The following is a 24153-nucleotide window of genomic DNA, read 5'->3' on the forward strand; positions in this document are numbered from 1 at the left end:
GGCGCCGCGCGGCGGCCCGGATCAAAGCCATATCCGCCAGGCCATGCAGCCCGGCGCTTCAGGAGCAGGGAACTTGGACATCCGAACGGGCATGAGAAGCCGGCGGGGCGGCGGCGGGAACGCGCTGCGCCGGTTTCTGCTGGTCCTTGCGCTGGTCCCGGCCGTCCAGCCTGCCCAGGCGCAGACGACCCTGCGGGTCGAGTTCGTCCAGGTCGAAAGCGCCGAGTTGACCTTTGATGCCGCGCTGACCGGCACCGTGCAGGCCAAGGACAGCGTCGATATCGGTTTCCGGCTGGGCGGCCGCATCAGCGAAGTCCTGGTGCGCGAAGGCGACCGCGTCACCCAGGGCCAATCGCTGGCCCGGACCGATCCGCTGCAACAGGAACAGGCGCTTCGCGTGGCCCAGGCGGCGGTGGCCGCGGCCGAGGCGACCGAGGCGCAGGCAAGCCAGGCGCTGGAGCGCGCGGATGCGATGCTGAAACGCGGCGTGGGCACGCGGGCGGCGCTGGATATGGCAAGCCAGGCGCTGTCCTCGGCCAGCGGCGGGCTGGCGCGGTCCCGCGCGGCGCTTGGCCAGGCACGGCGCGCGCTGGACGACACGGTGATCCGGGCCCCCGGCGACGCCATCGTCACCGCCCGCTGGGCAGATCCGGGACAGATCGTGGGGGCGGCGCAAAAGGTGATCTCGCTGGCCTCGGCGACGGGGCGCGAGGCGGTGTTCCAGACCCCCGACACGCCGCTGCTGCGCGATGCGGTGGGCGCACCCGTCAGCTTGACGGGGATCGACTTTCCCGATCTGCACATGACCGCGCGCGTGACGGAAATCGCGCCGCTGGTCGATCCGGCCACCGGATCGGTCACGGTGCGGGCGGAAATCGACGACGCCCCGCCGACCGCCAGCCTGCTGGGCGCGGCGGTGCGCGGCGCCGTGCATTTCCCCGCCGGCCGCGGCATTGCCGTGCCCTGGACCGCGCTGACTTCGATGGAAAGCGGCCCGGCCGTCTGGCTGGTCGGCGACGATAGCCGGGTCACGCTGACCGCGGTGCAGATCGAGCGCTTTGCCAATGGCCGGGTCATCCTGGGCGCCGGGGTCAGCCCCGGTCAGACCGTGGTCGGGGCGGGATCGCAAATGCTTTATCCGGGCCGGCTGGTGACGGACGCATCCTCATCCACGGGGCAAGACTGATGCACAAGGGCCCGATCACGGCATTTCTGGTCTTGCTGGCGCTGGCGGGGGCGGCTTCCGGCTTTGACCTGCCCTGGCAAAAGCCGCCACCCGCGCCCGCCGCCGGCATTCGCCCGGTGGTCAGCATCCTTGTCGGCGACACCCAGGCCGCCGGCCATTCCGTTCCCGGCGTGATCGTGGCCCGGATCGAGGTCGCCCTGGGCTTCCAGACCCTTGGCCGGGTGACGGCGCGCAATGTCGATATCGGCGATGTCGTCCGGCGCGGCGATGTGATGGCGACGCTGAACCCCGACGATCTGCAAGGCGATGTCCGCGCGGCGCAGGCAGCGGTCGAGGCGGCGCAGGTCGAACTGCGCACCGCCGAGGCCACGGCCCAGCGCACGCGGGCGCTGGCGGGGCGCAACGTGGCCTCGACCGCGCAACTGGAACAGGCCGAGCGCGCGCTGGCCGCCGCGCAGGCCGCCGCGCAGCAGGCGCAATCCGAACTGGTCCGCGCCCGCGATACCGCCGGCTTCGCCGAGATGCGCGCGCCCTTTGACGGGGTGGTCAGCGCGACCTTTGCCAATGCCGGCGCGGTCGTCAGCGCGGGCGAACCGGTGCTGCGGCTTTCGACCCAGGACGGGATCGAGGCGGTGATCGACCTGCCCGACACCGTCCTGTCCCGCGTCAGGCAGGGCGACCCCTACGAGGTCTGGACGGAAAACGAACCCGGCCGCATCCTGCCCGCGACCGTGTCGCAGATCGAGCCGGTGGCGGATGCCGCGACCAGGACCCGGCGCATCCATCTGGCGCTGGAACAGGATGCGGACCTGCGCTTGGGGGCATTGGTGCGCGCCCGCCCGGCCGGCGCCGCCGCCGCGCGGCTGGTCCTGCCCCAGGCCGCCGTGCTTGAACGCGATGGCGCCGAACTGGTCTGGGTGGTCAGCCGCGACGGCGACCGGGCCACCGTGGCCCTGCGCCGCGTGCAGACCGCCGGCCCGGCGCCGGGCGGGCGCCTGACCATCGCCTCGGGCCTTGCCGAGGGCGAAGAGGTGGTGATCCGCGGCATCCATTCCCTGACCGAGGGCCAAATCGTGGGAGCCAGCGTGACACCATGACCCACCGCGGCTTCAACCTGTCCGACTGGGCGCTGCATCATCGCTCGCTGGTGTGGTTCCTGCTGATCGTCTCGATGATTGCGGGTACGCTCGGCTATCTGCGGCTTGGCCGCGAGGAGGACCCGAACTTCACCGTCAAGATCATGGTGATCAGCGCCTCGCTGCCCGGCGCCACGATCGAGGACACGCTGGACCAGGTCACGACCCGGATCGAAACCAAGCTCGAGGAACTGGACGAGCTGAAATTCACCCGCTCTGTCACCATGCCGGGCCAGGCGGTGGTCTATCTGGAACTGGACCCGACCATCCGCGGCCCGCACGTCCCCGAGGTCTGGAAGCGCGTGCGCAGCATGATGTCGGACATCCGTCCGGAATTTCCGCAAGAATTCCAGGGGTTTCAGTTCAACGACGATTTCGGCGACGTGTTCGGTAACATCTATGCCTTCACCGCCGACGGCTTTACCCACCGCGAACTGCGCGATCGGGTCGAAAACATCCGCAAGCAGGTCCAGGCGCTGCCCATGGCCGGCAAGACCATGCTTCTGGGGGTGCGCAAGGAGCGGATCCACCTGGAGTTTTCGTCGGCGCGGCTGGCGGCTTTGGGGCTGAATCACAACCAGGTGGTGCAGACCCTGGCGGTGCAGAACGCGATTTCGCCCTCGGGCATCGTGCAGGCCGGGCCCGAACAGGTGCTGGTGCGCGTCGGCGGGCAGTTCGACGACGCCGAATCGATTGCCGCGGTGAACCTGCGGGTCGGCGACCGCTTCTTCAATATCGGCGACGTGGCCACTGTCAGCCGCGGCTACGAAGACCCGCCGAGCGCGCTGTTTCGCTATAACGGCAAGGCGGCGGTCGGCCTTCAGATCGGCATGCGCGATGGCGGCAACATCCTGGAGTTCGGCGAGCAGGTCGATGCGCTGATGGCCAAGGTGGCGCAGGACCTGCCCATCGGCATCGAGATGGCCAAGTTCGCCGACCAGCCGGGCGTGGTCAAGGATGCCGTGGGCCATTTCGTCCAGGCCCTGGCCGAGGCGGTGGCCATCGTGTTGCTGGTCAGCTTCGTCAGCCTGGGCCTGCGCGCGGGCTTCGTGGTGACGCTGACCATTCCGCTGGTGCTGGCGATCACCTTCATCATCCTGGACATCTATGACATCACCCTGCAACGGATCTCGCTTGGCGCGCTGATCATCGCGCTGGGGCTTCTGGTCGACGATGCGATGATCGCCATCGAGACGATGATCTCGCGGCTCGAAGTCGGCGACAGCCTGGAACGGGCCGCCAGCCATGCCTGGAGTTCCATCGCCTTCCCGATGCTGACCGGCACGCTGGTCACGGTGGCGGGCTTCATCCCCATCGGGCTGAACAGCTCGGCGGCGGGCGAGTTCACCTTTTCGCTGTTCGTGGTGATCGCCGTCTCGCTGATCGTCAGTTGGATCGTCGCCGTGCTGTTCGCGCCGCTTCTGGGCGTCACCCTGCTGCCGGCGACCATGGCGCACAAATCCGAACAGCCGACTTGGGCGCGGCGTCAGTTCCACCGCCTGCTTTTATGGGCCATGCGCCACAATTGGCTGACCATCCTGGTCACGCTTGCGGTCTTTGCGGTCTCGGTGGCGGGAATGCGCTTTGTCGAGCAGCAATTCTTCCCGACCTCGGACCGGACCGAGATCATCGTGGACGTGACCGAACGCGCCAATGCCTCGATCGCCAAGACCGATGCCGACATGGCCCGGATCGAGGCGATGCTGGCCCAGGAACAGGACGCGCTGTTCTGGACCACCTATGTCGGCCGCGGCGCGCCGCGCTTCATCCTGTCGATGGATGTGCCCACGCCCGGCCCCTATATGGGCCAGATCGTGATCCAGACCCCGAACCTGGCGGCGCGCGACCGGCTCAAGGCGCGGCTGGTCGAATTCGCGGGGCGCGAGCTTGTCGGCACCGACATCTATGTCAAGAACCTGGAAATCGGGCCGCCGGTCGGCAAGCCGGTGCAATATCGCATCTCGTCTCCCGATCTGATCCAGGCCCGCGACGCGGCGCGCGACCTGGCGGCGGTGCTGGCGACCGAACCGCGGCTGCGCGACATCGCGCTGGACTGGAACGAACCTGCCCGCGTGGTCCGCTTGCAGGTCAACCAGGACCAGGCCCGCCGGCTGGGCCTGACCAACGAAGATATCGCGGGCGCGCTGTCGGGCACGTTCAACGGCCGCACCATCACCCAGTTGCGCGACGGGATCTTCCTGATCGACGTGGTGGCGCGCGGCGCGCAAGCGGATCGCGAATCGCTGGAATCGATCCAGAACCTGCAACTGGCGACGCCGACAGGCACCCCGATCCCGCTCGCCTCGCTGGCCAAGCTGGAATATGATACCGAACAGCCGCTGATCATGCAGCGCGACGGCCTGCCGACGGTGACGGTCAAGGCCGGCATCGCCAGCAAGGACCAGCCCGCGACGCTGGTCGAGGCGCTGGCCGGGAAGATCGCCCAATTCCAGGCCGGCCTGCCCCCCGGCGTCAGCGTCGTCGTCGGCGGCACGGTCGAAACCTCGGCAGAAAGCCAGCAGCCCATCGCCGCGGTGGTGCCGATCATGCTGCTGATCATGGCGACGCTGGTCATGGTGCAGATGCAGGGCTTCCGGCTGTCGCTGATCGTCTTTGCCGCCGCGCCGCTGGGGCTGATCGGGGTGGTTGCGGCGCTTTTGCCCTTTGGCGTGCCGATGGGCTTCGTGGCGATCCTGGGCATCCTGGCGCTGATCGGCATCCTGATCCGCAACTCGGTGATCCTGGTGCATGAAATCCAGATGCTGATCGCCGGCGGCCATGCGAAATGGGATGCGGTTTTCCGCGCCTCGGACAGCCGTGCGCGTCCGATCCTGCTGACGGCAGCCGCAGCCAGCCTGGCTTTGATCCCGATTTCGCGGCAGGTGTTCTGGGGGCCGATGGCATTCGCGATGATGGGCGGCATCATCGCCGGCACCCTGGTCACGCTGGTCTTCGTTCCGGCGCTTTACTGCGCCGTTTTCGGCGTGCGTCCGCCCAAGGACCCGCCAGCCGCCGCCGATCCTGCCGCGACGCCGGCGGCCTGAAATCGCCGGGCGCTCCCGGCCGCCGCCCGGCTATACTTCCGGGACCAGAACCTCGCGCTTGCCGACGTGGTTTGCGGGGGTGACGACGCCCTGTTCCTCCATCTGCTCGACCAGGCGCGCGGCCTTGTTATAGCCGATGGCCAGCTTGCGCTGGATATAGCTGGTCGAGCATTTGCGGTCCTTGGCGACGATGGCGACGGCCAGGTCGTAAAGCTCGGCGTCGCCGCCCTCGCCCGTGGACAGCCCCAGCACCTGGTCGATGCTGTCGGCGCGCTCCTCGTCCGGACCCTCGACCACGCCGGACATGTAGCTGGGCGGGCCAAAGGATTTCAGGTGGTTCACCACCTCCTCGACCTCTTCGTCGGAAACGAAAGGCCCGTGGACGCGGGTGATGCGGGACCCGCCGGCCATATACAGCATGTCGCCCTGGCCCAGCAGTTGCTCGGCCCCCTGCTCGCCCAGGATGGTGCGGCTGTCGATTTTCGACGTGACCTGGAAGCTGATCCGGGTCGGGAAGTTCGCCTTGATCGTGCCGGTGATGACATCGACCGAGGGGCGCTGCGTCGCCATGATCAGGTGGATGCCGGATGCCCGCGCCATCTGCGCCAGGCGCTGGATGCAGGCCTCGATCTCTTTGCCGGCCACCATCATCAGGTCGGCCATCTCATCGACGATGACGACGATATAGGGGAAGGTCTCGGGCTGGAATTCCTCGGTCTCGAAGACCGGCTCGCCGGTATCCTCGTCAAAGCCGGTCTGGACGGTGCGCTTGAACAGCTCGCCCTTGTCCAGCGCCTCGCGGACGCGGCCGTTATAGCCCTCGATGTTGCGCACGCCCATCTTGGACATGCGGCGATAGCGTTCCTCCATCTCGCCGACGACCCATTTCAGCGCCACCACCGCCTTTTTCGGATCGGTGACGACCGGGGACAGCAGATGCGGGATGCCGTCATAGACCGACAGTTCCAGCATCTTGGGGTCGATCATGATCAGCCGGCATTCCTCGGGCGAAAGCTTGTAGAGCAGCGACAGGATCATGGTGTTGATCGCCACCGACTTGCCCGAGCCGGTGGTCCCGGCGATCAAAAGATGCGGCATCTTGGCCAGGTTCGCCACCACCGGGCCGCCGCCGATGTCCTTGCCCAAGGCCAGGGGCAGCGGCTGGGTGCCGTCGCCATAGGCGCGCGCGGCCAGGATTTCGCGCAGCACCACCTTTTCGCGCCGGGTGTTGGGCAGTTCGATCCCGATGACCGAGCGGCCGGGCACGGTCGAGACCCGCGCCGACAGCGCCGACATCGACCGCGCGATGTCGTCGGCCAGCCCGATCACCCGGCTGGCTTTCAGCCCCGGCGCCGGTTCCAGCTCGTAAAGCGTGACCACCGGGCCGGGGCGGACCTCGGTGATCTGGCCCTTGACGCCGTAATCGTCCAGCACCGCCTCCAGCATGCGGGCGTTTTCCATCAGCGCCTCTTGCGAAAGCTGGTGGCGTTCGACGGTGGCCGGCGCGGTCAGAAGCGACAGCGGCGGATGCTCGTAATGGCTGGCCGCCTCGTCGAAACGCAGCGCCGGCTGCGCCTCGGATTGCGCCTGGCGCGAGGGGGCGGGCTTTTTCGGCGGCACCACCACCCGCGGCGTTTCGGCGCCGAAGGGCGCGGCGGCGACGGGTTCGGCGAAATCCTCGTCTTCGTCATCCTCGCCGGCGCGCAGCGGCGGCTCGTGACGCGCGGGGGCGGCGGCGGCGCGACCGCCGGTCAGCCGCGCCGTCACCGCCGAAAGCAGGCCCTTGCCGTCGGCGCGGCTGCGGATCGCATCGCTGATCCGGGCACTGACCGCCGCTTGCGAAGGTGGCTCGTCATCCTCGGAATAATGGGTTTCGGGGTCGATCAGTTCGGGCTCGGGCGCGAAATCGCGGTCCTGCGCCAGGGGCGCGGGCGCCGGGCGCAGGCCGGGCAGTGCCGGGCGGGGCGCCTGCGGCAGGGCGGCGGAACCGGCGCGGCCGACGCGCTGGCGCCGGGCCTCGGTGCGGGACTGAAGCCCGCGCGCCGCACCCGAAGACAGCCGGACCCCGCGATCCACCGCATGCAGCGCCAGAACGCGGGCGGTGGCCAGCCCCTCGCGCAGGAAGGTGCCGATGGCCGACAGTTCCTTGCGGTCAAAACCAAGCACGAAGGCCAGGAAGGCGACGGTGCCGATGGCGGTCAGCAGCGCCAGCAGCTTGATCGCGACCGATGCCTTCATCGGCATGGCCGACAGCATGCCGCCCATCAGCATGTCGCCCAGATGCCCGCCCAGGCCAAAGCTTTGCGTCCATTCCGGCGGCGGCGCCATCGAGGTGGCATAGATCGACACCAGCACCATGGCGATGGGCAGAAAGACGCCGCGCATGATCCGTTCTTCGCCCCGGTGCAGCATCAGCCGCAACCCCCAGGCGACGGCGCCGACCACCAGCACCCAGGTGCCGTAGCCCGAGATCATGAACAGCGCCGAGGCGACATAGGCGCCGAAACGGCCCAGATAGTTATGTGCCGGCTGGTCGGTCGCCGACAGGAAGCTGGGATCTTCGGGGGAATAGCTGACCAGCATCATGGCGATCAGCACGCCCAGGATGACCAGCCCCGCGCCCAGCAATTCCTTGCCGCGCCGTTCCAGCGCCGCCTGCGTGCTTTGGTCAAACAACGGATCGCGGTGCTTCGCCTGCCAGCTCGCCATGCGTCAACCCCCTTGATACAAACAGCTTTTCAGGCGGTTCAGCGCCGCCTCGGTCTGGTCCGCGGGCGCCACCAGCGCCACGCGGATGAAATTCCGGCCCGGATTGCCGGCCAGGCTGTCGCGGGCCAGATAGGCGCCGGGCAGGACCTGGATGCCCGCCTGGGTCCACAGCTTTTTCGCCGCATCCTCGCCGGTGCCGACGCTTTCCGGGACCGGCAGCCACAGGAAAAAGCCGCCCTGCACCGGCTGGTAGCCCGGCACATTGCCCAGCACCCGGTCGGCGATGCGGTATTTCTGCTGGTAAAGCGCCCGGCTGGCATCGACATGGCTTTCATCCGCCCAGGCCATGGCGCTGATGCGCTGCACCGGCAGGGGCAGCGGCGCGCCGGCATAGCTGCGCAGCCGCCGCATCTGCGCGATCTGCGCCGCGCCACCGGCGGCAAAGCCCGAGCGCAGCCCCGGCAGGTTCGAGCGCTTCGACAGCGAGTTGAACATCACCACCCGGTCGGCCAGCCCCATGCGCGTGGCCACCGCCAGCGCGCCGGGCGGCGGGGCGTCGCGCCAGATCTCGGAATAGCATTCGTCGGCAAAGACCAGGAAATCGTGGCGGTCGGCCAGCGCGATCAACTCCTCCAGGTAATCGGGGGGCGCGATGCTGCCCTGCGGATTGGCGGGCGAACACAGATAGCCGATGGTGGTGCGGTCCAGCACCTCGGCCGGCAGGCCGGCAAAGCGCGGCAGGTGGCCGGTTTCCGGCACGGCGGGGACGAAGACCGGCTCGGCGCCGACCGCCGCCGCAGCCACGGCATAGACCTGGTAGAACGGGTTCGGCACCAGGACCGCGGGACGCTGGCCGTTCTTGCGTTCCGGCGCCAGCGCCAGGGCAGCATTGAACAGCCCTTCGCGCGTGCCGTTCAGCGCCATGATGCGTTCGGGCGCGACCTCCAGCCCATGCCGGCGGGCCAGCCAGCCCGAAATCGCGGCCAGCAATTCGGCCGTGCCCTCGTTCGAGGGGTATTTGCCGAAATCGGCGATGCTTTCGGCCATGATGGGGCCGACGAAATCCGGCAGCGCATGGCGCGGCTCGCCGATCGTCAGGATCAGCGGCTCACCACCGGGTTCGAGACCCGAAAGAAGCTTCCGCAGGCGCGGAAACGCGTAATCCGGCAGGTTCGAGAACCGCTCGGGAATAGCCATGACTGCCTCTCAGTCGGGGTCGTCGCGCCCCGTTTTGCCGCAAGACTACCGGCAATCCCCGCATGCGTCCAGCGTTTCACGGTCGCAAGGATGTGGCTGTGCCGGATTTCCCGGCAAAAACCGCGGCTCAGCGCAAGGCGGCCGCGGCCGCGGCGGCGGCGGCCAGCAAGGCCCGGTCGCCGCCCGCGCGCCCCATCAGCATGATGCCGCAGGCCGGATGCCCGGTGGGCAGGCTGATCGCCGGCAGGTCCAGCAGGTTGGCGATGCGGGTATTGCGCAGCGTCAGCAGGTTTTCGCGGGCAAAGAACTCTTCCTCGGCCAGCAGCCGGTCGACCGGCGGCGGCAGGATCGGCGCCGTGGGCAGGATCACCGCGTCGAAACCCGCGACCAGCCGCGCCCAGTCGGCGCGCAGCCTCGCCAGCTCCTCCCATGCGGCGACGTAATCGGCGGCCAGCACGAACTGGCCACCGCGGAAACGTTCCAGGATCGGCGGGTGCATCAGGTCCGGCGCGGCCTCGATCTGTTCGCGCCAGATGCCATAGGCTTCGGGGGCGAAGAGCAGCGCCGCCAGCACCATGGCCTCGGCCACGCAGGGCGGCTGGGCATGGGTGATGCGGGCGCCGGCGCGGGCCAGACGGTTCACCGCATCCTCAAAGCCGGCCACGGGCTCGGCCCGCGCCTCGTCGAAGGGCACCCCGTCCAGCACCATCAGCCGCAGCCCGCGCGGGGCGGCATCCGCAAGGTCGGGCGCATTCTCGCCGCGCAGCACGGCGTAAAGCTCGGCGCAATCCTCGACCGTGCGGGCGATGGGGCCGGCCACGTCGAAGCGGCGGCACAGCGGCACGATGCCCCGCGCGCTGACGGTCCCGGCGGTGGGCTTGAAGCCGACAAGCCCGTTCCAGGCCGCCGGCACCCGAATCGAGCCGCCGGTATCCGAGCCGATGGCTGCCGCCGCCAGTCCCAGCGCGACCGAGACCGCGGCCCCCGAACTGGACCCGCCCGGCGCCAGTTCCTGGTCGATGCTGTTGGGCGGCGTCGCCGTCATCGGGTTCACGCCCAGCCCGGAAAAGGCCAGTTCGGTCATGTGCGTCTTGCCCAGGCAGACCAGCCCGTCCAGCGTCGCCCCGGCCAGGATGGCGGCGTCATGCACGGGGACGCGGCCCGCAAGCAGGCGCGAGCCGGCCTGGGTCGCGGTGCCGGCGCTGTCGATATTGTCCTTCCAACTGATCGCCACCCCGTCCAGCAGCCCGCGGCGCAGCCCGGCGCGGGCGCGGTCATGGGCGGCGATGGCCTCGGCCCGCGCGCGCTCGGGGGTCAGGCGGGCATAGATGCGGTCGCCATAGGGTTGTCGGGTGGCGGCGTCCAGATAGGCCTCGGCCTGCTCGACCGGGCTGACAAGGCCGGCCAGGATCGCCCGCCCCTGTTCTGCCGCAGATGCCCTGAGCCAATCCATGCTCTTCCCCCGCAAAAATTCTCGTTACCAATGATGCACAGGCTATCCTGGCGGGGGCAGGCCCGCAATGCGCTTGGTGGCGGCCGTGACGCATGGACATTGCGCGGCCGAAGGTCATAGTGCGTGCCATGAAGACCGATTTCGACATCCTGATCGCGGGCGGCGGGCTGAACGGCCCGGCGCTGGCCCTGGCGCTGGCCGATGCCGGCCTGTCGGTGGCGGTGGCCGATGCCCGCCCCGCCGATGCCCGCGCCGGCGACGCTTTCGACGGGCGCGCCTATGCGCTGGCGCTGGCCTCGCAACGGCTGCTGGCGGCGCTGGGGCTATGGCAGGACCTGGCGCCTGATGCGCAGGAAATCCGCCGGGTCGAGGCGGCGCAGGGCGTGCCGGGCGAAGGCGCGGGTCCCTTCGGCCTGCATTTCGACGGCGCCGAGATCGAGGAAGGCCGGCTGGGCTACATGCTGGAAGACCGCTTCCTTTACCGCGCGCTTCTGGCCGCGATGCGGGGGCGGGTCACGCATCTGCCGGGCCTGTCGGTCACCGGCCAGGACATCCAGGGCGCCACCATCCGCGCCAGCCTTTCGGACGGGCGCAGCATCAGCGCGCGGCTGCTGGTGGGTGCCGACGGGCGGCAATCGGGCGTGGCGGCGCGGGCCGGCATCCGGCGCATCGGCCATGACTATGGCCAGATCGCGCTGGTTGCCGCCGTCGATCACGAATTGCCCCATCACGGCACCGCGCATCAGTATTTCATGCCCACCGGCCCCTTGGCGATCCTGCCGCTGCCGGGCAATCGCAGCTCGATCGTCTGGTCCGAGGCCAAGGCCGAGGCCCGCGCCATCATGGACCTGCCCGACGATGCCTTCCTGGCGGTGCTGCGCCCGCGGTTCGGCGATTTCCTGGGCGGGATCGCCCTGGCCGGGCCGCGCTTTTCCTATCCGCTGAACCTGACCCTGGCCAAACGCTACGTGGCCCCGCGCATCGCGCTGGTCGGCGATGCGGCGCATGGCGTGCATCCCATCGCCGGGCAGGGCCTGAACCTGGGCCTGCGCGACGTGGCCGCCCTGGCCGAGGTGCTGGTCGCCGCCCGCCGCCGGGGCGAGGATATCGGCGCCGATCTGGTGCTGGCCCGCTATCAGGACTGGCGGCGGCCGGACGCAACCGCGCTGGCCCTGGGCATGGACAGGGTGAATGCCTTGTTTTCCAACAGCAATCCGCTTTTGCGCCCGGCGCGCGAATTGGGCATGGGACTGGTCGACGCCATCCCGCCCTTGCGGCGCGGCTTCATGCGCCAGGCGGCGGGGCTGCGGCTGGACCCGATGCCGCGGCTTTTGGCCGGGCGGCGGCTTTAGGGAACGCTCACGCCATCGTCAGCGTTGCCCCGCCGCGCATCCGGCGAACGTGATGTGCAACTTGCGGCAGGAACGGTATCATCCCCTCATGAGACTGAACATGACACTCAAATCGCTTGTCCTTGCGCCGGTCCTGTGCCTGGGCATGGCCTTTCCCGCCCTGGCGGAAAAGATCCCGCTGAACGAGATTTCGCGCTATCTCAACAGCCTCAAGACCGCCCAGGCGGAGTTTACCCAGGTCAATGCCGACGGCTCGATCTCGACCGGGGTGGTCTATATCCAGCGCCCGCAGCGGGTGCGCTTCGAATACAAGGGCGACCGCACCCTGGTCATGGCCTCGGCCGGCAATGTCGCGGTGTTCGACGGCAAGACCCGCGGCGCGCCGCAGCAATATCCGCTGTCCAAGACGCCGCTGTCGCTGATCCTGGCGCCCAACATCGACCTGAGCCGGGCGCGGATGGTCACGGGCTATACGGAAAAGAAGAACAGCACCGTCGTCACCGCGCAGGATCCCCAGCACCCGGAATACGGCAATATCCAACTGGTCTTTACCGCCAACCCGACGCAATTGCGGCAATGGGTGGTGACGGACGACACTGGCAAGCGCACCACGGTCATCCTGGGCGACATGCAGACCGGGATGTCCTTTCCGGCCTCGACCTTTGCCATCCAGAACGAGATCGCCCGCCGCAAATAGGCGGGCCATCCCCGCTTAGCGGCACGAGGCAAGCTGGCCGCGATAGACCTCGGCCCTGGCCTGGACGTTGCCGGCCACCGTCATCAGCCATGGCTTGCCGCGATGCGAGCCGCGGGTAAAACCGCTGCGCCCCTCGTGATAGGCCAGGTATTGCGCGCCGGCATCCCATTTGGAAACGCCCAGCATCCGCGCCGTCCCGTTCATGTACCAGCCCATGAAATCGGTCGCGTCGCGGATATCGTCGCGCCGGGCGCGGCGGTTGCCGGTCTGCTTGCGGTAATCGTCCCAGGTGCTGTCCAGCGCCTGGCTATAGCCATAGGCCGAGCTTTGCCGGCCGATCGGAATGATCCCCAGCGCATATTGATGCGGCGTCCGGGCGTTGCCGATGAATTTCGATTCCTGGTGGATCGTCGCCATCTGCACATGCACCGGCACGCCCCAGCGCCGCTCTGTCGCCTTCATCGCGCGCATATAGGCGGGACGTTCCGCCGCGATGGCGCAGGCGTTTTCCAGATTGCGCGGCGCCTTGTAATTCCCGCCTCCGCCGCAAGAGGCCACCAGCCCGACGATGGCGAGCTTGAGAAACCTGTTCATACTGCCCTCATGTTTTTGGGGCAGCATAAGCAAAATCCGCGCCGGCGCGCAAATGACAAAGGCTCGACCCGGCCTAGCTTTGCAGGACCGAAACCGATTTCACGATGGCATGGCAAGGGGTTCCGGGCTGCAATTCCAGCGCCTTGGCCGAACGCGGCGTGACCTGCGCAAGCATCCGCTCATGCGTCGCGCCCTGCCCCGGCGCCAGTTGCACCAGCCCGCCTTGGATGCGCGTTACCACGACCGGCAGCACGTTCAGCGCCGACAGGCCCGGCGGCGCCTCGCGCGCCAGGATCACCTCATGCGCCAGGATGCGCAGCCGCAGCACCTGCCCCGGCGCCAGGTCCATGCCGGGCAGAAGCATCGGCCCGCCCGCGGTGGCGACCCGGATCATGCCGTCTTCCTCGCGCGCCTCGACCGTGGCGCGGATCAGCGCCCCCGCCTCGCGCGCGCCCAGTTGCGGGGCCAGTTGCGGATCGGCCAGGATGTCGGCCAGCGCGCCGGAATGGACCACCCGCCCCTGCTGCATCAACACCACCGTCGTCGCCAGCCGCAGCACTTCGGGCACCGAATGGCTGACATACAGGATCGGCAGCCGGATCTGGTCGCGCAAGCGTTCCAGCCAGGGCATGATCTCGGCCTTGCGCGCTTCGTCCAGCGCCGCCAGCGGCTCGTCCATGACCAGCAGCGCCGGGTCCGACAAAAGCGCGCGCCCGATGGCCACGCGCTGGCGCTCGCCGCCCGACAGGGTGCCGGGACGGCGTTGCAGCAAGGGCTCCAGCGCCAGCATGCGGGTGATGCGGTCGAAATCCCGCGCCGCCCCCCGCCGCCAGCGCGACGGATAGCGCAGATTTGCCGCGACCGTCATATGCGGAAACAGGCGCGCGTCCTGGAACACGCAGCCGATGCGCCTCGCCTGGGGCGAAAGGTTCGTCCCGCCGTCGAACAGCACCCGCCCGTCCAGCGCGATCCGGCCCTGTTCGGGGCGCATCAGCCCGGCAATGGCGTTGATGGTGGTGCTTTTGCCGCAGCCCGAGGGGCCGAACAGCGCCGTCACCCCGCCCGGTGCCTGGAACGCGACATCCAGCGCCAGCCCCTGGAACCGATGGCGAAACGCGACCTCCAGCATCAGCGCCGCGCCTCGATACGCGCGGCCGTGCGCCAGGCCAGCCATTCGGACACCAACACCGCCCCCATGGCGATCACGACCGAGACCAGCACCAGCCGCAGCGCCGCCCCCTCGCCCGAGGGCACCTGCAACAGCGCATAGATGGCCGAGGGCAGCGTCTGCGTCTGGCCGGGAATGTTCGAGACAAAGGTGATGGTGGCGCCGAATTCGCCCATCGCCTTGGCAAAGCCCAGCGTGGCCCCGGCCAGGATCGCGGGCAGGATCAAGGGCAGCGTCACGGTCACGAAGATCCAGGCCCGCGGCGCGCCCAGGGTGGCGGCGGCCTGTTCCAGCTTGGGGTCCACCGCCTCGAATCCCAGGCGGATGGCGCGCACCATCAGCGGAAAGCCCATGATGCCGCAGGCCAGCGCCGCGCCGGTCCAGCGAAAGGCAAAGACGATGCCCAGGGGCTTCAGCAGGCTGCCGACCGGCCCCTGGGTGCCGAATGTGACCAGCAGCAGGTATCCGGTGACGACCGGCGGCAGGATCAGCGGCAGGTGGACCACGCCGCTTAGCAGCCCATGCCCCGGAAAGCGCCGCCGCGCCAGCAGCCAGGCCACCGCGACGGCCAGCGGCAGGCTGGCCAGCGTGGCGGCCGCGGCCACCCGCAGCGACAGGCGCACGGCCTGCCATTCCTGAGGACCAAGCCAATCGGTCGGGATCATGGGGTGACGGTAAAGCCTTGCGATTCAAAGACCGACCTTGCCGGTTCCTGCGACAGGCTGTCAAGGAAGGCGGCGGCCTGCGGCGTATCGGCCGCCGTCGTCACCGCGGCGGGATAGGTGATCTGCTGATGGCTGTCGGAGGGGAAAGTCGCGACCACGCCCACGCCCGGCTCGGCCACCGCGTCGCTGCCATAAACGATGCCCAAGGGCGCCTCGCCAGTCGCCACCAGTTTCAGCGCCGCGCGGACATTGTCGGCCTGGGCCACCTGGCCCTGGACCTGATCCCACAGGCCCAACGAGGTCAGGGCCTCTTTGCCGTATTGCCCGGCGGGCACGGAATCGACCATCGCCATCGCCAGCTTGCCCTCGCCCAGCAGCGCGGGCAATTCGGCGACCGGCGACGGGGCGGGCTTGCCGGTGCCGACCAGCACCAGGGTATTGCCCAGAAGATCGCGGCGCGTCGCCGCGTCGATATCGCCCGAATCCTGCACCGCATCCATCCAGCCGGCCGAGGCCGAGATGAACAGGTCGGCCGGCGCGCCCTGCTGGATCTGCTTGGCCAGTTGCGAACTGCCGGCATAGGAAACGATCACCGTGTCGCCCTGGGCTTCCTGCCAATCGGCGGCGATCCGGTCCAGCGCATCCTTGAGGCTGGCCGCGGCGAAGACGGTGATCTCATCCGCCTGGGCGACCGGGGCCAGGGCGACAAGGGCGGCGGCAAGAAAAGGCAGGCGCATCGGTTCTGTCCATTCGTTGTGTTCAGATGGACATAACCAAACCGCGATGCGGCTGGCAACCGTTATTTACGTCGGAACAGAACGCTGTCCGGCGCGCAGCCGCGCCAGTTGTCCGGCACCCTGGTCGCGCAACAGGGCCTCCAGCGCGCGGTAATCGGCCAGCACCTGCCGGCCGCGGTCGGTCAGGACCGCGCCGCCGCCCTTGGCCCCGCCGCGGCTGCTATCCACCAGCGGCTCGGGGAAATGCGCGTTCATGTCCTCGACCAGGGACCAGGCCCGGCGATAGCTCATTTTCATGCGCCGCCCGGCGGCGGAAATCGAGCCCTGTTCCTGGATGGCTTGCAGCAGATCGGCTTTGCCCCGGCCAAAGGTCAGGCCGGATTCGAAATGCAGGCGCAGGCTGATGCGGGGATCGTTCGTCATGCGGGCATTTTGCCGGCTTTGCACCCAGTGGCAAGGGGGCAGCGGGTCCGTCCGCCACGGGCTTGCCGGGCCACTCCGGCAACAATGCCTGGCATGGCGGCGCAAGCCCCGGCCTGACGGAAATGGAACGGGCCGCCCTTTGCAGAACGGCCCGCGAGATCCACGGAGATGGTCCGGTTAGGGCTGGTGCCTACCGTCCCAGCCAGGGTTTACGACCCTTGGGGCTGCCCTCAGGCCACGGCCCCCCTGACTGTCCCGACACCTCTCTCCAATATCACTCTCGACACTGGACCACCTCCTTTCAATAAGTTGCCGTATAGGGTCAGCCTGCCACAGCAGCCTTAACAGTCAATGAATTTGCGCCCGGCGATGGATCAAATTTCCGACGACGATGCGAAACGGCACAAGCGCCAGCACCGCCTGCGCCAGCTTGACCGCGCAATCGGCCACCGCCAGCGACATCCACAGCGGCAGGACGGGCCCATGGCCAAGCAGCGCAACCGTCTCATTTGCCCAGGAAACATCGTCGCCCGGAAACAGCGGCGTTAGCTGCGCGGAAAAGGCAATGCCAAAGAACACCGCGGTATCCAGGATCGAGCCGACGACGCTGGCCGCAAGGGGTGGTAGCCACCAGTTGTATTTTCGCAACTGGTTGAAGACGGCGATATCCATCAACTGCGCCGACAGGAAGGCCGCGCCCGAAGCGATGGCGATGCGAAGCGTGGTCTTGTCAAACCCGGCCGCCACCACCGAGCAAAGCACCCCGGTCACGAAGCCGGCATAGACCACCTTGCGGGCGGCGGTCGGGCCATAGACCCTGTTCATGATGTCGGTGACAAGGAATGCGATCGGGTAGGTCAGCGCCCCCCAGGTCAGCCAGGCGCCCAGCAGGTGCTGGACCAGGATGTTCGAGGCCACGACCACGGCGGCCATGGCAATAATGCCGGGAAGAAGGCGGGGCATGCTTGGTTTTTCCGTTTTGGCAAGGTTGCGGAGACTCGGCCCCATGCGGGGCGGCGCTGGATAAGCCCGCAGGCGGCGCTTGTCAACCGGGACGGGGTGCCGGCGCGGCGGGCAGGCCGGGCGCCGGGGTCATTCCGCCACCCGGTATTCCACCAGTTCGGTGCGTTGCAGCCAGCCGAAATTGTCGTCCGAAATCATCGTGATGCGGATACCCCGCCCGTCATGCCAGACCGAGATCCCTTCCAGGTTGTCATATTGCAGCGGCCGCGATTCCAGCAGCACGTTTTCATTCGCCACGCCGCCGTCGGACAGGTCGAAGCGCCGGACGCGGCTGCGAAAGCCCAAAAGGCCCTTGAAGTCGCGTTCCAGCAGATAAAGGCGGCCGTCCGGGCCGATATCGGCGCCCACCGCCAGCCAGTCGCCCGAACGCGGGATGGAAAAGGGCTGGTCCCATTTGCCGTCCCGCCAGCGCCAGACCGGAAAGGGCCGGGTCAGCGCCCCCGACCGCTCGGGCAGGGTCAGCAGCGTGCCGTCGGGCAGGATCGCCAGCGCCTCCAGCGAGGAATTGCGCTGCATCGTCTTGAACTCTGCCGGACGGGGCAAGGGCTTGGCCGGGCTGTCGGCGGTGTCGTGGCGGGCGACGCGGGTCAGCCCCTCGAAGCTGATCCAGATCGTGCCGTCGGCGGCGATGGCCAGCCCCTCGCTGTCGCCCTGCCAGCCGGGCTTCAGCGGCTTGCCGGCGCTGTCGCGCAAATGGGCGCGGCCGGACAGTTCCAGCCCGCGGATGCGGCCCTGGGCGTCGCGCTGGACGCTGCCCCAGCGGAGGGTGGCGCGGTCGGAAAGCGCGGTAAAGCGGCTGCCGTCGGCGCTGATCTCGATCCCCGAGAAGCCGCCGAATGTCTCGTCCTCCATCTGCCAGACATAGGTCGCGACGTAATCGACCCTGGGCCGGGGCGGCGCCGGATCGGCCGCGCAGGCCGGAACGGCGCAAAGCAGCGACAGCGACAGGGCAAGGCCGCGCAAGCGACGCCTGCCCGTCGCAGCGCCCGCCCTGCCGCCGCGCCTTAGCGGGCGGTGGCGACGGCCTGGCATTGGCGGGGCATCTCGCTAAGCCGATAGCTGCGGGGGTGGCGATAGTTCGGGTCGGGCGGCACCGGCTTGACCCGGCCGGGGTCGATGCGGTTCTTGATCCATTCCGCCGCCTCGGCGCAGCCGTCGCCGGGCGGCGGCGCGTCCTGCTGTTGGCAGACCGAGCCCGCCGGGCAGGCCAGCCGGACGTGGAAGTGATAGTCGTGGCCACCCAGCGGCCGGATCTTGCGTAGGTAACTGCGATCGCCCGTTTCCATCTGGCACATGGCCAGCTTGGCGACGGGATCGACGAAGATGCGCTCGACCCTTGGGTCGCGGGCGGCGGCGCGCATGATTGCCATGTGCCCGCCGCTCCACAGGCCCGAAGGCGCGGTGCCGGCCTTGTTCACCACCGATTGCGACGAGATTTTTTCGCGCTGCGCGGCGGTCAGGCGCAGGCTTTGCGGCGGCAGCATCCAGATGTCGGCGTCGAGACCCGATTGATGGCTGGCATGGCCCGAGGTCATCGGCCCGCCGCGCGGCTGGCCCATGTCGCCGATATATAAGCCCTGCCAGCCGACCTGGCGCGCCGCCTGCGACAGCCCGACCAGAAAGCCGACCAGTTCCGGGTGGCCCCAGTTGCGGTTCCGCGACAGGCGCATGGCCTGCCAGGTCGGGCCGGATTCCGGCAATTGCATGGCGCCCGAGACGCAGCCCTTGGAATAGAACCCGATCGAGACCGGCGCGCCGCCTGTCGGGCCGGGGGCGGCGCCAAAGACGCTGCGGGCCAAAGGATCGGCCGCGGTGGGTTGCGCCAGGCCAAGCCCGGTCAGCCCCAGCACCGCGGCGGTCAGGAATTTGCGGATCACTGCTTTGCCGATCACTGCGCGCCCTCTCCTTTTGCTTTGACCCAGCCTAGCAGAACCAGCGCCAGAAGGAACATCACGATGAGCGGAGAGATGCCGAGCCGTTGGCTGCCGGTCGCATCCGTCACCGTGGCGATCAGCAGCGGCGCCAGGAAAGCCGTGGCCTTGCCCGACAGCGCGTAAAGGCCAAAGGCCTCGGTGGCCCGTTCCGGCGTGGTGTGGCGCACCATCATCGTGCGGCTGGCCGATTGCAGCGCGCCGCCCGCGCCGCCGATCAGCGCCCCGCACAGGAAGAACAGCGCATCGGGCGCGCGAGAGCCCTCGGCCAGGGCCAGGCCCAGGATCTGCTGGCGGCTCATGCCGGTGATCAGGATGCAGACCGCGACCAGGACCAGGGTGGCGGCGACGATCACCGGCTTTGGTCCCCAGCGCCGGTCGGCGCGGCCGCCGATCCAGCTGATGACGGCGGCCGAAACCGCGCTGACCACGCCGAACACCCCGGCCAGGAAGACCGGCCAGCCCAGGACCGTGCCCGCATAGACCCCGCCAAAGGCGTAAAGCGCGTTCAGCGCATCGCGCGAGAACATGGACGACACCAGCCACGCCGCCAGCGAGCGCCGGTGCCGCAGGCTGGCCAGCAGCCGGCCCAGCTCTGCCATCGCCGCGCCCAGATGCAGCGGCCGGCGCGGCCCCCGCGTTTCCGGCACCCAAAGCGCAAAGGGGATCATGAAGACCAGATACCACAGCGCCGTGAACGGCCCCACCGCCCGCGTCCCCTCGCGCAGCGCCGGGTCCAGCCCCAGCACCGGCGGGGCGCCCAGCATGGTGCGGCCGGTCTGCGCGTTCTCGGCCAGAAGCAGCAGCACCACGGCCAGCGCCACCACGCCCCCCAGATAGCCGAAGGCGAAGCCCGAGCCAGAGATGCCGCCGATCTCCTCGTGCGGCGCCAGCCCCGGCAGCAGGGCATTGGTAAAGATGGTGGCGAACTCCATCCCGATCAGCCCGATGCCGAAGCAGACGATGGCCAGGTGCAGGTTCGGCTGGTCGGGCGCCAGGAACCACAGGCCCCAGGCCCCGGCCATGTAAAAGGTGGAAAAAATCCAGACCCAGACCAGCCTGCGCCCGGTATTGTCGGCAATGGCGCCCAGCACCGGGGCCAGCAGCGCGATGATGATGCCGCAGATGCCCAGCCCATAGCCCCAAAGCGACTGCGCCGCCGCCCCCGCCGCCTCGGGGGTCATGCCTTGGGCGGTGTAATGCTGGCGGGCGATTTCGGCGTAATAGACCGGGAAGATAAAGGTCATCAGCAGCGTCGCAAAGGGCTGGCTGGCCCAGTCGAAGAACCACCAGCCCCAGATGCGTCTGCGTTCCATGCCGCGCCCCTTCTGCCCCCAGGCTGCGCCCGTTCCACAGCCCGCGCGCATAAGGCCCCAGCCGGTTCAGGCTGGCAAGTCCGGATTGCGCTCGTCCGGCGGGATGGGCGGCAGGACCGGCGGCCAGGGCCGCTGGGCATCCGCCGCGATCCAGGCCTGCACCCAGCCCGGCAGTTCCGGGCTGACGGGGTCGCGCCCGGCCGCCTGCATCAGCCGCGCCGGGGCGACGATCCCCTGGGCCGAGGTGATGGCGCCGCGCAGCAGCATGTGGTTGCAGCACTCACCCCGCCGCCACATGCTTTGTTCCATGTAAAGGAAGCGTTCGTCCCAGCCCAAGGTGCGTGACACCATGGTGAAGCGGTCAAAGGCCCTGATCCGGCGGCGATAGCGCACGGTGTTGCCAGCGACCGTGATGCCCCAGCGGTTCTGCCGCATGGTGTCGATGATCCCGGTCCTGACCGCCATCGGCAGCCGCCCCAGGTCGTAAAGCGTCAGGGTGCGGCCGTTGTTCAGCTCGATCCAGGGGTCCAGGTCCCAGGGCCAGCAGCGATGGGTCGAGACATGCGCGTCCAGCACCCCGATCCGGGGGCTCTTGCGGAACTTCAGCATCTCCTTGGCAAAGCGGAGCATGGGATACATGGGCGGCCCCTCTCTTTCGGACGGCTGCGGGCTAGCGGCGGTGCCGGGCCGCGTCAATCGGAACGCTGCGGCGGTGATCCTGCGTCTTGCGCAATGCGGATGCCTGCCTTACCTGTCCGGGGAACAGGCCGGAAGGGGATGGAATGGGCACGCTCTACGAAGCCTTGATGCTGATACTCGACGTCGTCTGGTTCGTGATGATCGTCCATATCATCATGTCCTGGCTCATCAATTTCCAGGTGCTGAACCTGCGCCAGCCGCTGATCTGGCAGATCTGGAGCGGGCTGAACCGCCTGCTGGAGCCGATCTACGGCCCCGTCCGCCGGGTCCTGCCGAATATGGGCGGGCTGGATCTGGCGCCGCTGGTGGTCTTTATCGCCGTCATCATCCTGCAACGCGCGCTTATCAACAACGCCGGCTGGTTCTACGGCCTTTAGATGTCGGCCGCGCCCCTTCTGCGGCAGGTCTTCGGCTTCGACGCCTTTCGGCCGGGGCAGGAAGAAATCGTCGATGCCGTGGCCGCGGGCCGCGACGTGCTGGCGATCATGCCGACCGGCGGCGGCAAGTCTTTGTGCTATCAACTGCCGGCGCTGATGCGCGACGAGCTGACGGTGGTTATCTCGCCGCTGATCGCCCTGATGCGCGACCAGGTCCGCGCGCTGACCGAGGCGGGGGTGGCCGCCGCCGCCCTGACCAGCGGCAATTCGGACGAGGAAAACACCGAGGTTCTGCGCGCCATGGCCGCCGGCGAATTGCGGCTGCTTTACATGGCGCCGGAACGGCTGGCCTCGGGCGCGACGGTGCCGATGCTGCGCCGCGCCGGCGTCCAGGCCATCGCCGTGGACGAGGCGCATTGCGTCAGCCAATGGGGTCACGATTTCCGCCCCGACTACCTGCGCGTGGGCGAATTGCGCCGGGCGCTGTCGGTGCCGCTGGCCGCCTTTACCGCCACCGCCGATGCCGAAACGCGCGAGGAAATCGTCAAGCGCCTGTTCGACGGCGCGCAGCCGCAGATCTTCCTGCGCGGCTTTGACCGGCCGAACATCCACCTGGCCTTTCAGCCCAAGGACGGGCCGCGCCGGCAGATCCTGGATTTCGCCGCCGCCCGCCGCGGCCAGTCGGGCATCGTCTATTGCGGCACCCGCGCCAAGACCGAGACGCTGGCGGCGGCGCTGAACCAGGCCGGGCTGGCCGCCGTGGCCTATCACGGCGGCATGGAGGCCCAGGCCCGCCGCGAGGTCGAGGGGCGGTTCCAGCGCGAGGATGGGCTGATCGTGGTGGCGACCGTGGCCTTTGGCATGGGCATCGACAAGCCCGATATCCGCTGGGTCGCCCATGCCGACCTGCCGAAATCCATCGAGGCCTATTACCAGGAAATCGGCCGCGGCGGCCGCGACGGCGCCCCGGCCGAGACGCTGACGCTTTACGGCCCCGACGACATCCGCCTGCGCCGCGGCCAGATCGACGAAGGGCTGGCCCCGCCCGAGCGCAAGGCCGCCGACCATGCGCGGCTGAACGCGCTTTTGGGCCTGGCCGAGGCGACCGCCTGCCGGCGCATGGCCCTGCTGTCCTATTTCGGCGAAAAGGCCGCGCCCTGCGGCAATTGCGACATCTGCGACAACCCGCCCGAATGCTTCGACGCGACCGAAGCGGCGCAAAAGGTGCTGTCGGCCATCCTGCGCACCGGCCAGACCTATGGCGCGGGCCATGTCATCGACGTTCTGACCGGCACCATGACCGACCGGATCGGCCAGCGCGGCCATGACCGGCTGCCGACCTTTGGCGTCGGGCGCGACATGGCCAAGCCGCAATGGCAGGCGGTGATCCGGCAGATGCTGGGCCGCGACCTGATCCGCCCCGACCCGGAACGCCATGGCGGCCTGGCGATCACCGCCGCCGCCCATCCGGTTCTGCGCGGCGAAGCCCGCATTACCTTGCGCCGCGACGCCATGACCCGCGCGCGGCCCGCCGTGGTCGTGCGCGCCTCGGTCGACGAAGAGGACGCGCCGCTGCTGTCGGCGCTGAAAGCCAAGCGCCGCGCCCTGGCCGAGGCGGCGCGGGTCCCGGCCTATGTCATCTTCCCCGACCGCACCTTGATCGAGATGGCGCAGACGCGGCCCCAGACGCTGGACGAGATGGCGCGCGTGAACGGCGTCGGCGCGAAAAAGCTGGACAGCTATGGCGACGAGTTCCTGCGCGTGATTGCCGGCGAGGTGGCGCCCATGCATCCCGCGCGCCGGGCCTTGGCCGGCCAGGCGGCAGGCGCCCTTTTCGACCGGCTGGCCGAGGCGCAGTCCCGGCTGGCGCGGGGCGAAGACGGGACGGAAAAGCCGCTGTCGGTGGGCAATTCCACCCTGCGCCGCATCGCCCAGGACCGGCCGCGCGACCTGTCGCGCTATCTGGACGCGGCGCGGCTGGAACGCTTCGGCGCGGCCTTTGCCGCCCAGATCGACGCCGATCCGCAGGATTGACCGCGCCAAGCCCCGATGGCGTCAGCCCGCATGCCCCATGACCAGGGGCTTGGGCGGGGGCTGGCTGCTGGCGGATTTCGGCCTAGGCTGTGAACTCATAAACGGGATTCCGTTATGATGGCCGGCGTGATTCACTGGACCTATGGAGGGTTCAGGATGGCGCGTTTCGATCTGACGGACTTTGAATGGGAACTGATCCGCCCGCTTCTGCCGAACAAGCCGCGTGGGGTGGCGCGGGTGGATGACCGGCGGGTGCTGAACGGTATCTTCTGGGTACTCAGGACCGGCTCGCCCTGGCGGGACCTGCCGGAACGCTACGGTCCTTCGACCACGATCTACAACCGGTTCAACCGATGGGCGAAATCCGGGGTCTGGCTGCGGGTGTTCGAGGCTCTGGCGGAGAGATCCCCCG

Annotated in this window: 21 protein-coding genes; 8 read left to right on the forward strand and 13 right to left on the reverse strand. The window is 68.8% G+C overall.

The window, feature by feature from the left end:
* The first annotated feature begins 91 nt into the window (after positions 1-91).
* The 3 genes from F3H32_RS14375 to F3H32_RS14385 are packed head-to-tail and all read left to right on the forward strand — an operon-like array spanning position 92 to position 5366.
* A complete protein-coding gene (locus F3H32_RS14375) occupies positions 92-1186 on the forward strand; it encodes an efflux RND transporter periplasmic adaptor subunit (RefSeq protein ID WP_149766434.1) in 1095 nt (364 codons plus the stop codon).
* Positions 1186-2283: an efflux RND transporter periplasmic adaptor subunit gene (locus F3H32_RS14380; RefSeq protein WP_188128672.1), complete on the forward strand. Its 1098-nt coding sequence runs from the start codon at positions 1186-1188 to the stop codon at positions 2281-2283. Before F3H32_RS14375 ends, F3H32_RS14380 begins: the two co-directional genes overlap by 1 nt.
* A complete protein-coding gene (locus tag F3H32_RS14385; RefSeq protein WP_149766436.1) occupies positions 2280-5366 on the forward strand; it encodes an efflux RND transporter permease subunit in 3087 nt (1028 codons plus the stop codon). The genes F3H32_RS14380 and F3H32_RS14385 overlap by 4 nt, the downstream gene beginning before the upstream one ends.
* 30 nt (positions 5367-5396) lie before the next feature.
* On the opposite strand, the gene F3H32_RS14390 is transcribed toward F3H32_RS14385, so the two are convergent.
* From F3H32_RS14390 to F3H32_RS14400, 3 genes are all read right to left on the reverse strand, one after another.
* The gene (locus F3H32_RS14390) at positions 5397-8075 is read right to left on the reverse strand and encodes a DNA translocase FtsK (RefSeq protein WP_149766437.1); all 2679 of its coding nucleotides are present in this window, start codon (positions 8073-8075) and stop codon (positions 5397-5399) included.
* A 3-nt stretch (positions 8076-8078) separates the two neighbouring features.
* Entirely contained in the window at positions 8079-9272 is a 1194-nt protein-coding gene (locus F3H32_RS14395) for an aminotransferase class I/II-fold pyridoxal phosphate-dependent enzyme (protein ID WP_149766438.1), read from the reverse strand.
* Between the two features lie 127 nt (positions 9273-9399).
* Positions 9400-10725 carry an amidase gene (locus tag F3H32_RS14400; RefSeq protein ID WP_149766439.1) on the reverse strand — a complete coding sequence of 442 codons (1326 nt, stop codon included), beginning with the start codon at positions 10723-10725 and terminating at the stop codon, positions 9400-9402.
* A 92-nt stretch (positions 10726-10817) separates the two neighbouring features.
* Between F3H32_RS14400 and F3H32_RS14405 the strand changes: the two genes are divergently transcribed.
* The gene (locus F3H32_RS14405) at positions 10818-12077 is read left to right on the forward strand and encodes an FAD-dependent monooxygenase (RefSeq protein ID WP_149766440.1); all 1260 of its coding nucleotides are present in this window, start codon (positions 10818-10820) and stop codon (positions 12075-12077) included.
* A gap of 100 nt (positions 12078-12177) precedes the next feature.
* Positions 12178-12774 (forward strand): LolA family protein, encoded by a 597-nt coding sequence (locus tag F3H32_RS14410; protein WP_115755883.1) that lies wholly within the window; start codon positions 12178-12180, stop codon positions 12772-12774.
* A 15-nt stretch (positions 12775-12789) separates the two neighbouring features.
* Here the strand turns inward: F3H32_RS14410 and F3H32_RS14415 are convergent, their stop codons facing one another.
* The 10 genes from F3H32_RS14415 to F3H32_RS14460 form a co-directional block, all read right to left on the reverse strand.
* The gene (locus F3H32_RS14415; RefSeq protein WP_149766441.1) at positions 12790-13368 is read right to left on the reverse strand and encodes a transglycosylase SLT domain-containing protein; all 579 of its coding nucleotides are present in this window, start codon (positions 13366-13368) and stop codon (positions 12790-12792) included.
* A 73-nt stretch (positions 13369-13441) separates the two neighbouring features.
* Positions 13442-14497, reverse strand: a complete 1056-nt coding sequence (gene modC, locus F3H32_RS14420) for a molybdenum ABC transporter ATP-binding protein (protein ID WP_149766442.1) — start codon at positions 14495-14497, stop codon at positions 13442-13444.
* Complete coding sequence (gene modB / locus F3H32_RS14425; RefSeq protein ID WP_149766443.1) at positions 14497-15201, reverse strand: molybdate ABC transporter permease subunit; 705 nt, start codon at positions 15199-15201, stop codon at positions 14497-14499. Before modB ends, modC begins: the two co-directional genes overlap by 1 nt.
* A complete protein-coding gene (modA, locus tag F3H32_RS14430; RefSeq protein WP_149766444.1) occupies positions 15198-15938 on the reverse strand; it encodes a molybdate ABC transporter substrate-binding protein in 741 nt (246 codons plus the stop codon). Before modA ends, modB begins: the two co-directional genes overlap by 4 nt.
* 66 nt (positions 15939-16004) lie before the next feature.
* The gene (locus F3H32_RS14435) at positions 16005-16361 is read right to left on the reverse strand and encodes a winged helix-turn-helix domain-containing protein (protein ID WP_115755886.1); all 357 of its coding nucleotides are present in this window, start codon (positions 16359-16361) and stop codon (positions 16005-16007) included.
* Positions 16362-16709: 348 nt separating this feature from the next.
* The gene (locus tag F3H32_RS14440) at positions 16710-17324 is read right to left on the reverse strand and encodes a VUT family protein (protein ID WP_115755875.1); all 615 of its coding nucleotides are present in this window, start codon (positions 17322-17324) and stop codon (positions 16710-16712) included.
* Between the two features lie 129 nt (positions 17325-17453).
* Complete coding sequence (locus F3H32_RS14445; protein ID WP_149766445.1) at positions 17454-18416, reverse strand: esterase-like activity of phytase family protein; 963 nt, start codon at positions 18414-18416, stop codon at positions 17454-17456.
* A complete protein-coding gene (mepA, locus tag F3H32_RS14450) occupies positions 18389-19261 on the reverse strand; it encodes a penicillin-insensitive murein endopeptidase (protein ID WP_149766450.1) in 873 nt (290 codons plus the stop codon). The genes F3H32_RS14445 and mepA overlap by 28 nt, the downstream gene beginning before the upstream one ends.
* Positions 19262-19272: 11 nt before the next feature.
* Positions 19273-20631, reverse strand: a complete 1359-nt coding sequence (locus F3H32_RS14455) for an MFS transporter (RefSeq protein WP_149766446.1) — start codon at positions 20629-20631, stop codon at positions 19273-19275.
* Positions 20632-20697: 66 nt separating this feature from the next.
* Positions 20698-21270 carry an acyl-CoA thioesterase gene (locus F3H32_RS14460; RefSeq protein WP_149766447.1) on the reverse strand — a complete coding sequence of 191 codons (573 nt, stop codon included), beginning with the start codon at positions 21268-21270 and terminating at the stop codon, positions 20698-20700.
* Between the two features lie 143 nt (positions 21271-21413).
* On the opposite strand from F3H32_RS14460, the gene F3H32_RS14465 reads away from it, so the two are divergent.
* The 3 genes from F3H32_RS14465 to F3H32_RS14475 form a co-directional block, all read left to right on the forward strand.
* A complete protein-coding gene (locus F3H32_RS14465; RefSeq protein ID WP_115755878.1) occupies positions 21414-21707 on the forward strand; it encodes a YggT family protein in 294 nt (97 codons plus the stop codon).
* Positions 21708-23741 carry a DNA helicase RecQ gene (gene recQ, locus F3H32_RS14470; protein WP_149766448.1) on the forward strand — a complete coding sequence of 678 codons (2034 nt, stop codon included), beginning with the start codon at positions 21708-21710 and terminating at the stop codon, positions 23739-23741.
* Between the two features lie 156 nt (positions 23742-23897).
* A partial coding sequence (locus F3H32_RS14475) for an IS5 family transposase (RefSeq protein ID WP_149766449.1) occupies positions 23898-24153 on the forward strand: 256 nt, incomplete at its 3' end.

Source organism: Paracoccus thiocyanatus (assembly GCF_900156255.1).
In the GTDB taxonomy this organism is placed as follows: domain Bacteria; phylum Pseudomonadota; class Alphaproteobacteria; order Rhodobacterales; family Rhodobacteraceae; genus Paracoccus; species Paracoccus thiocyanatus.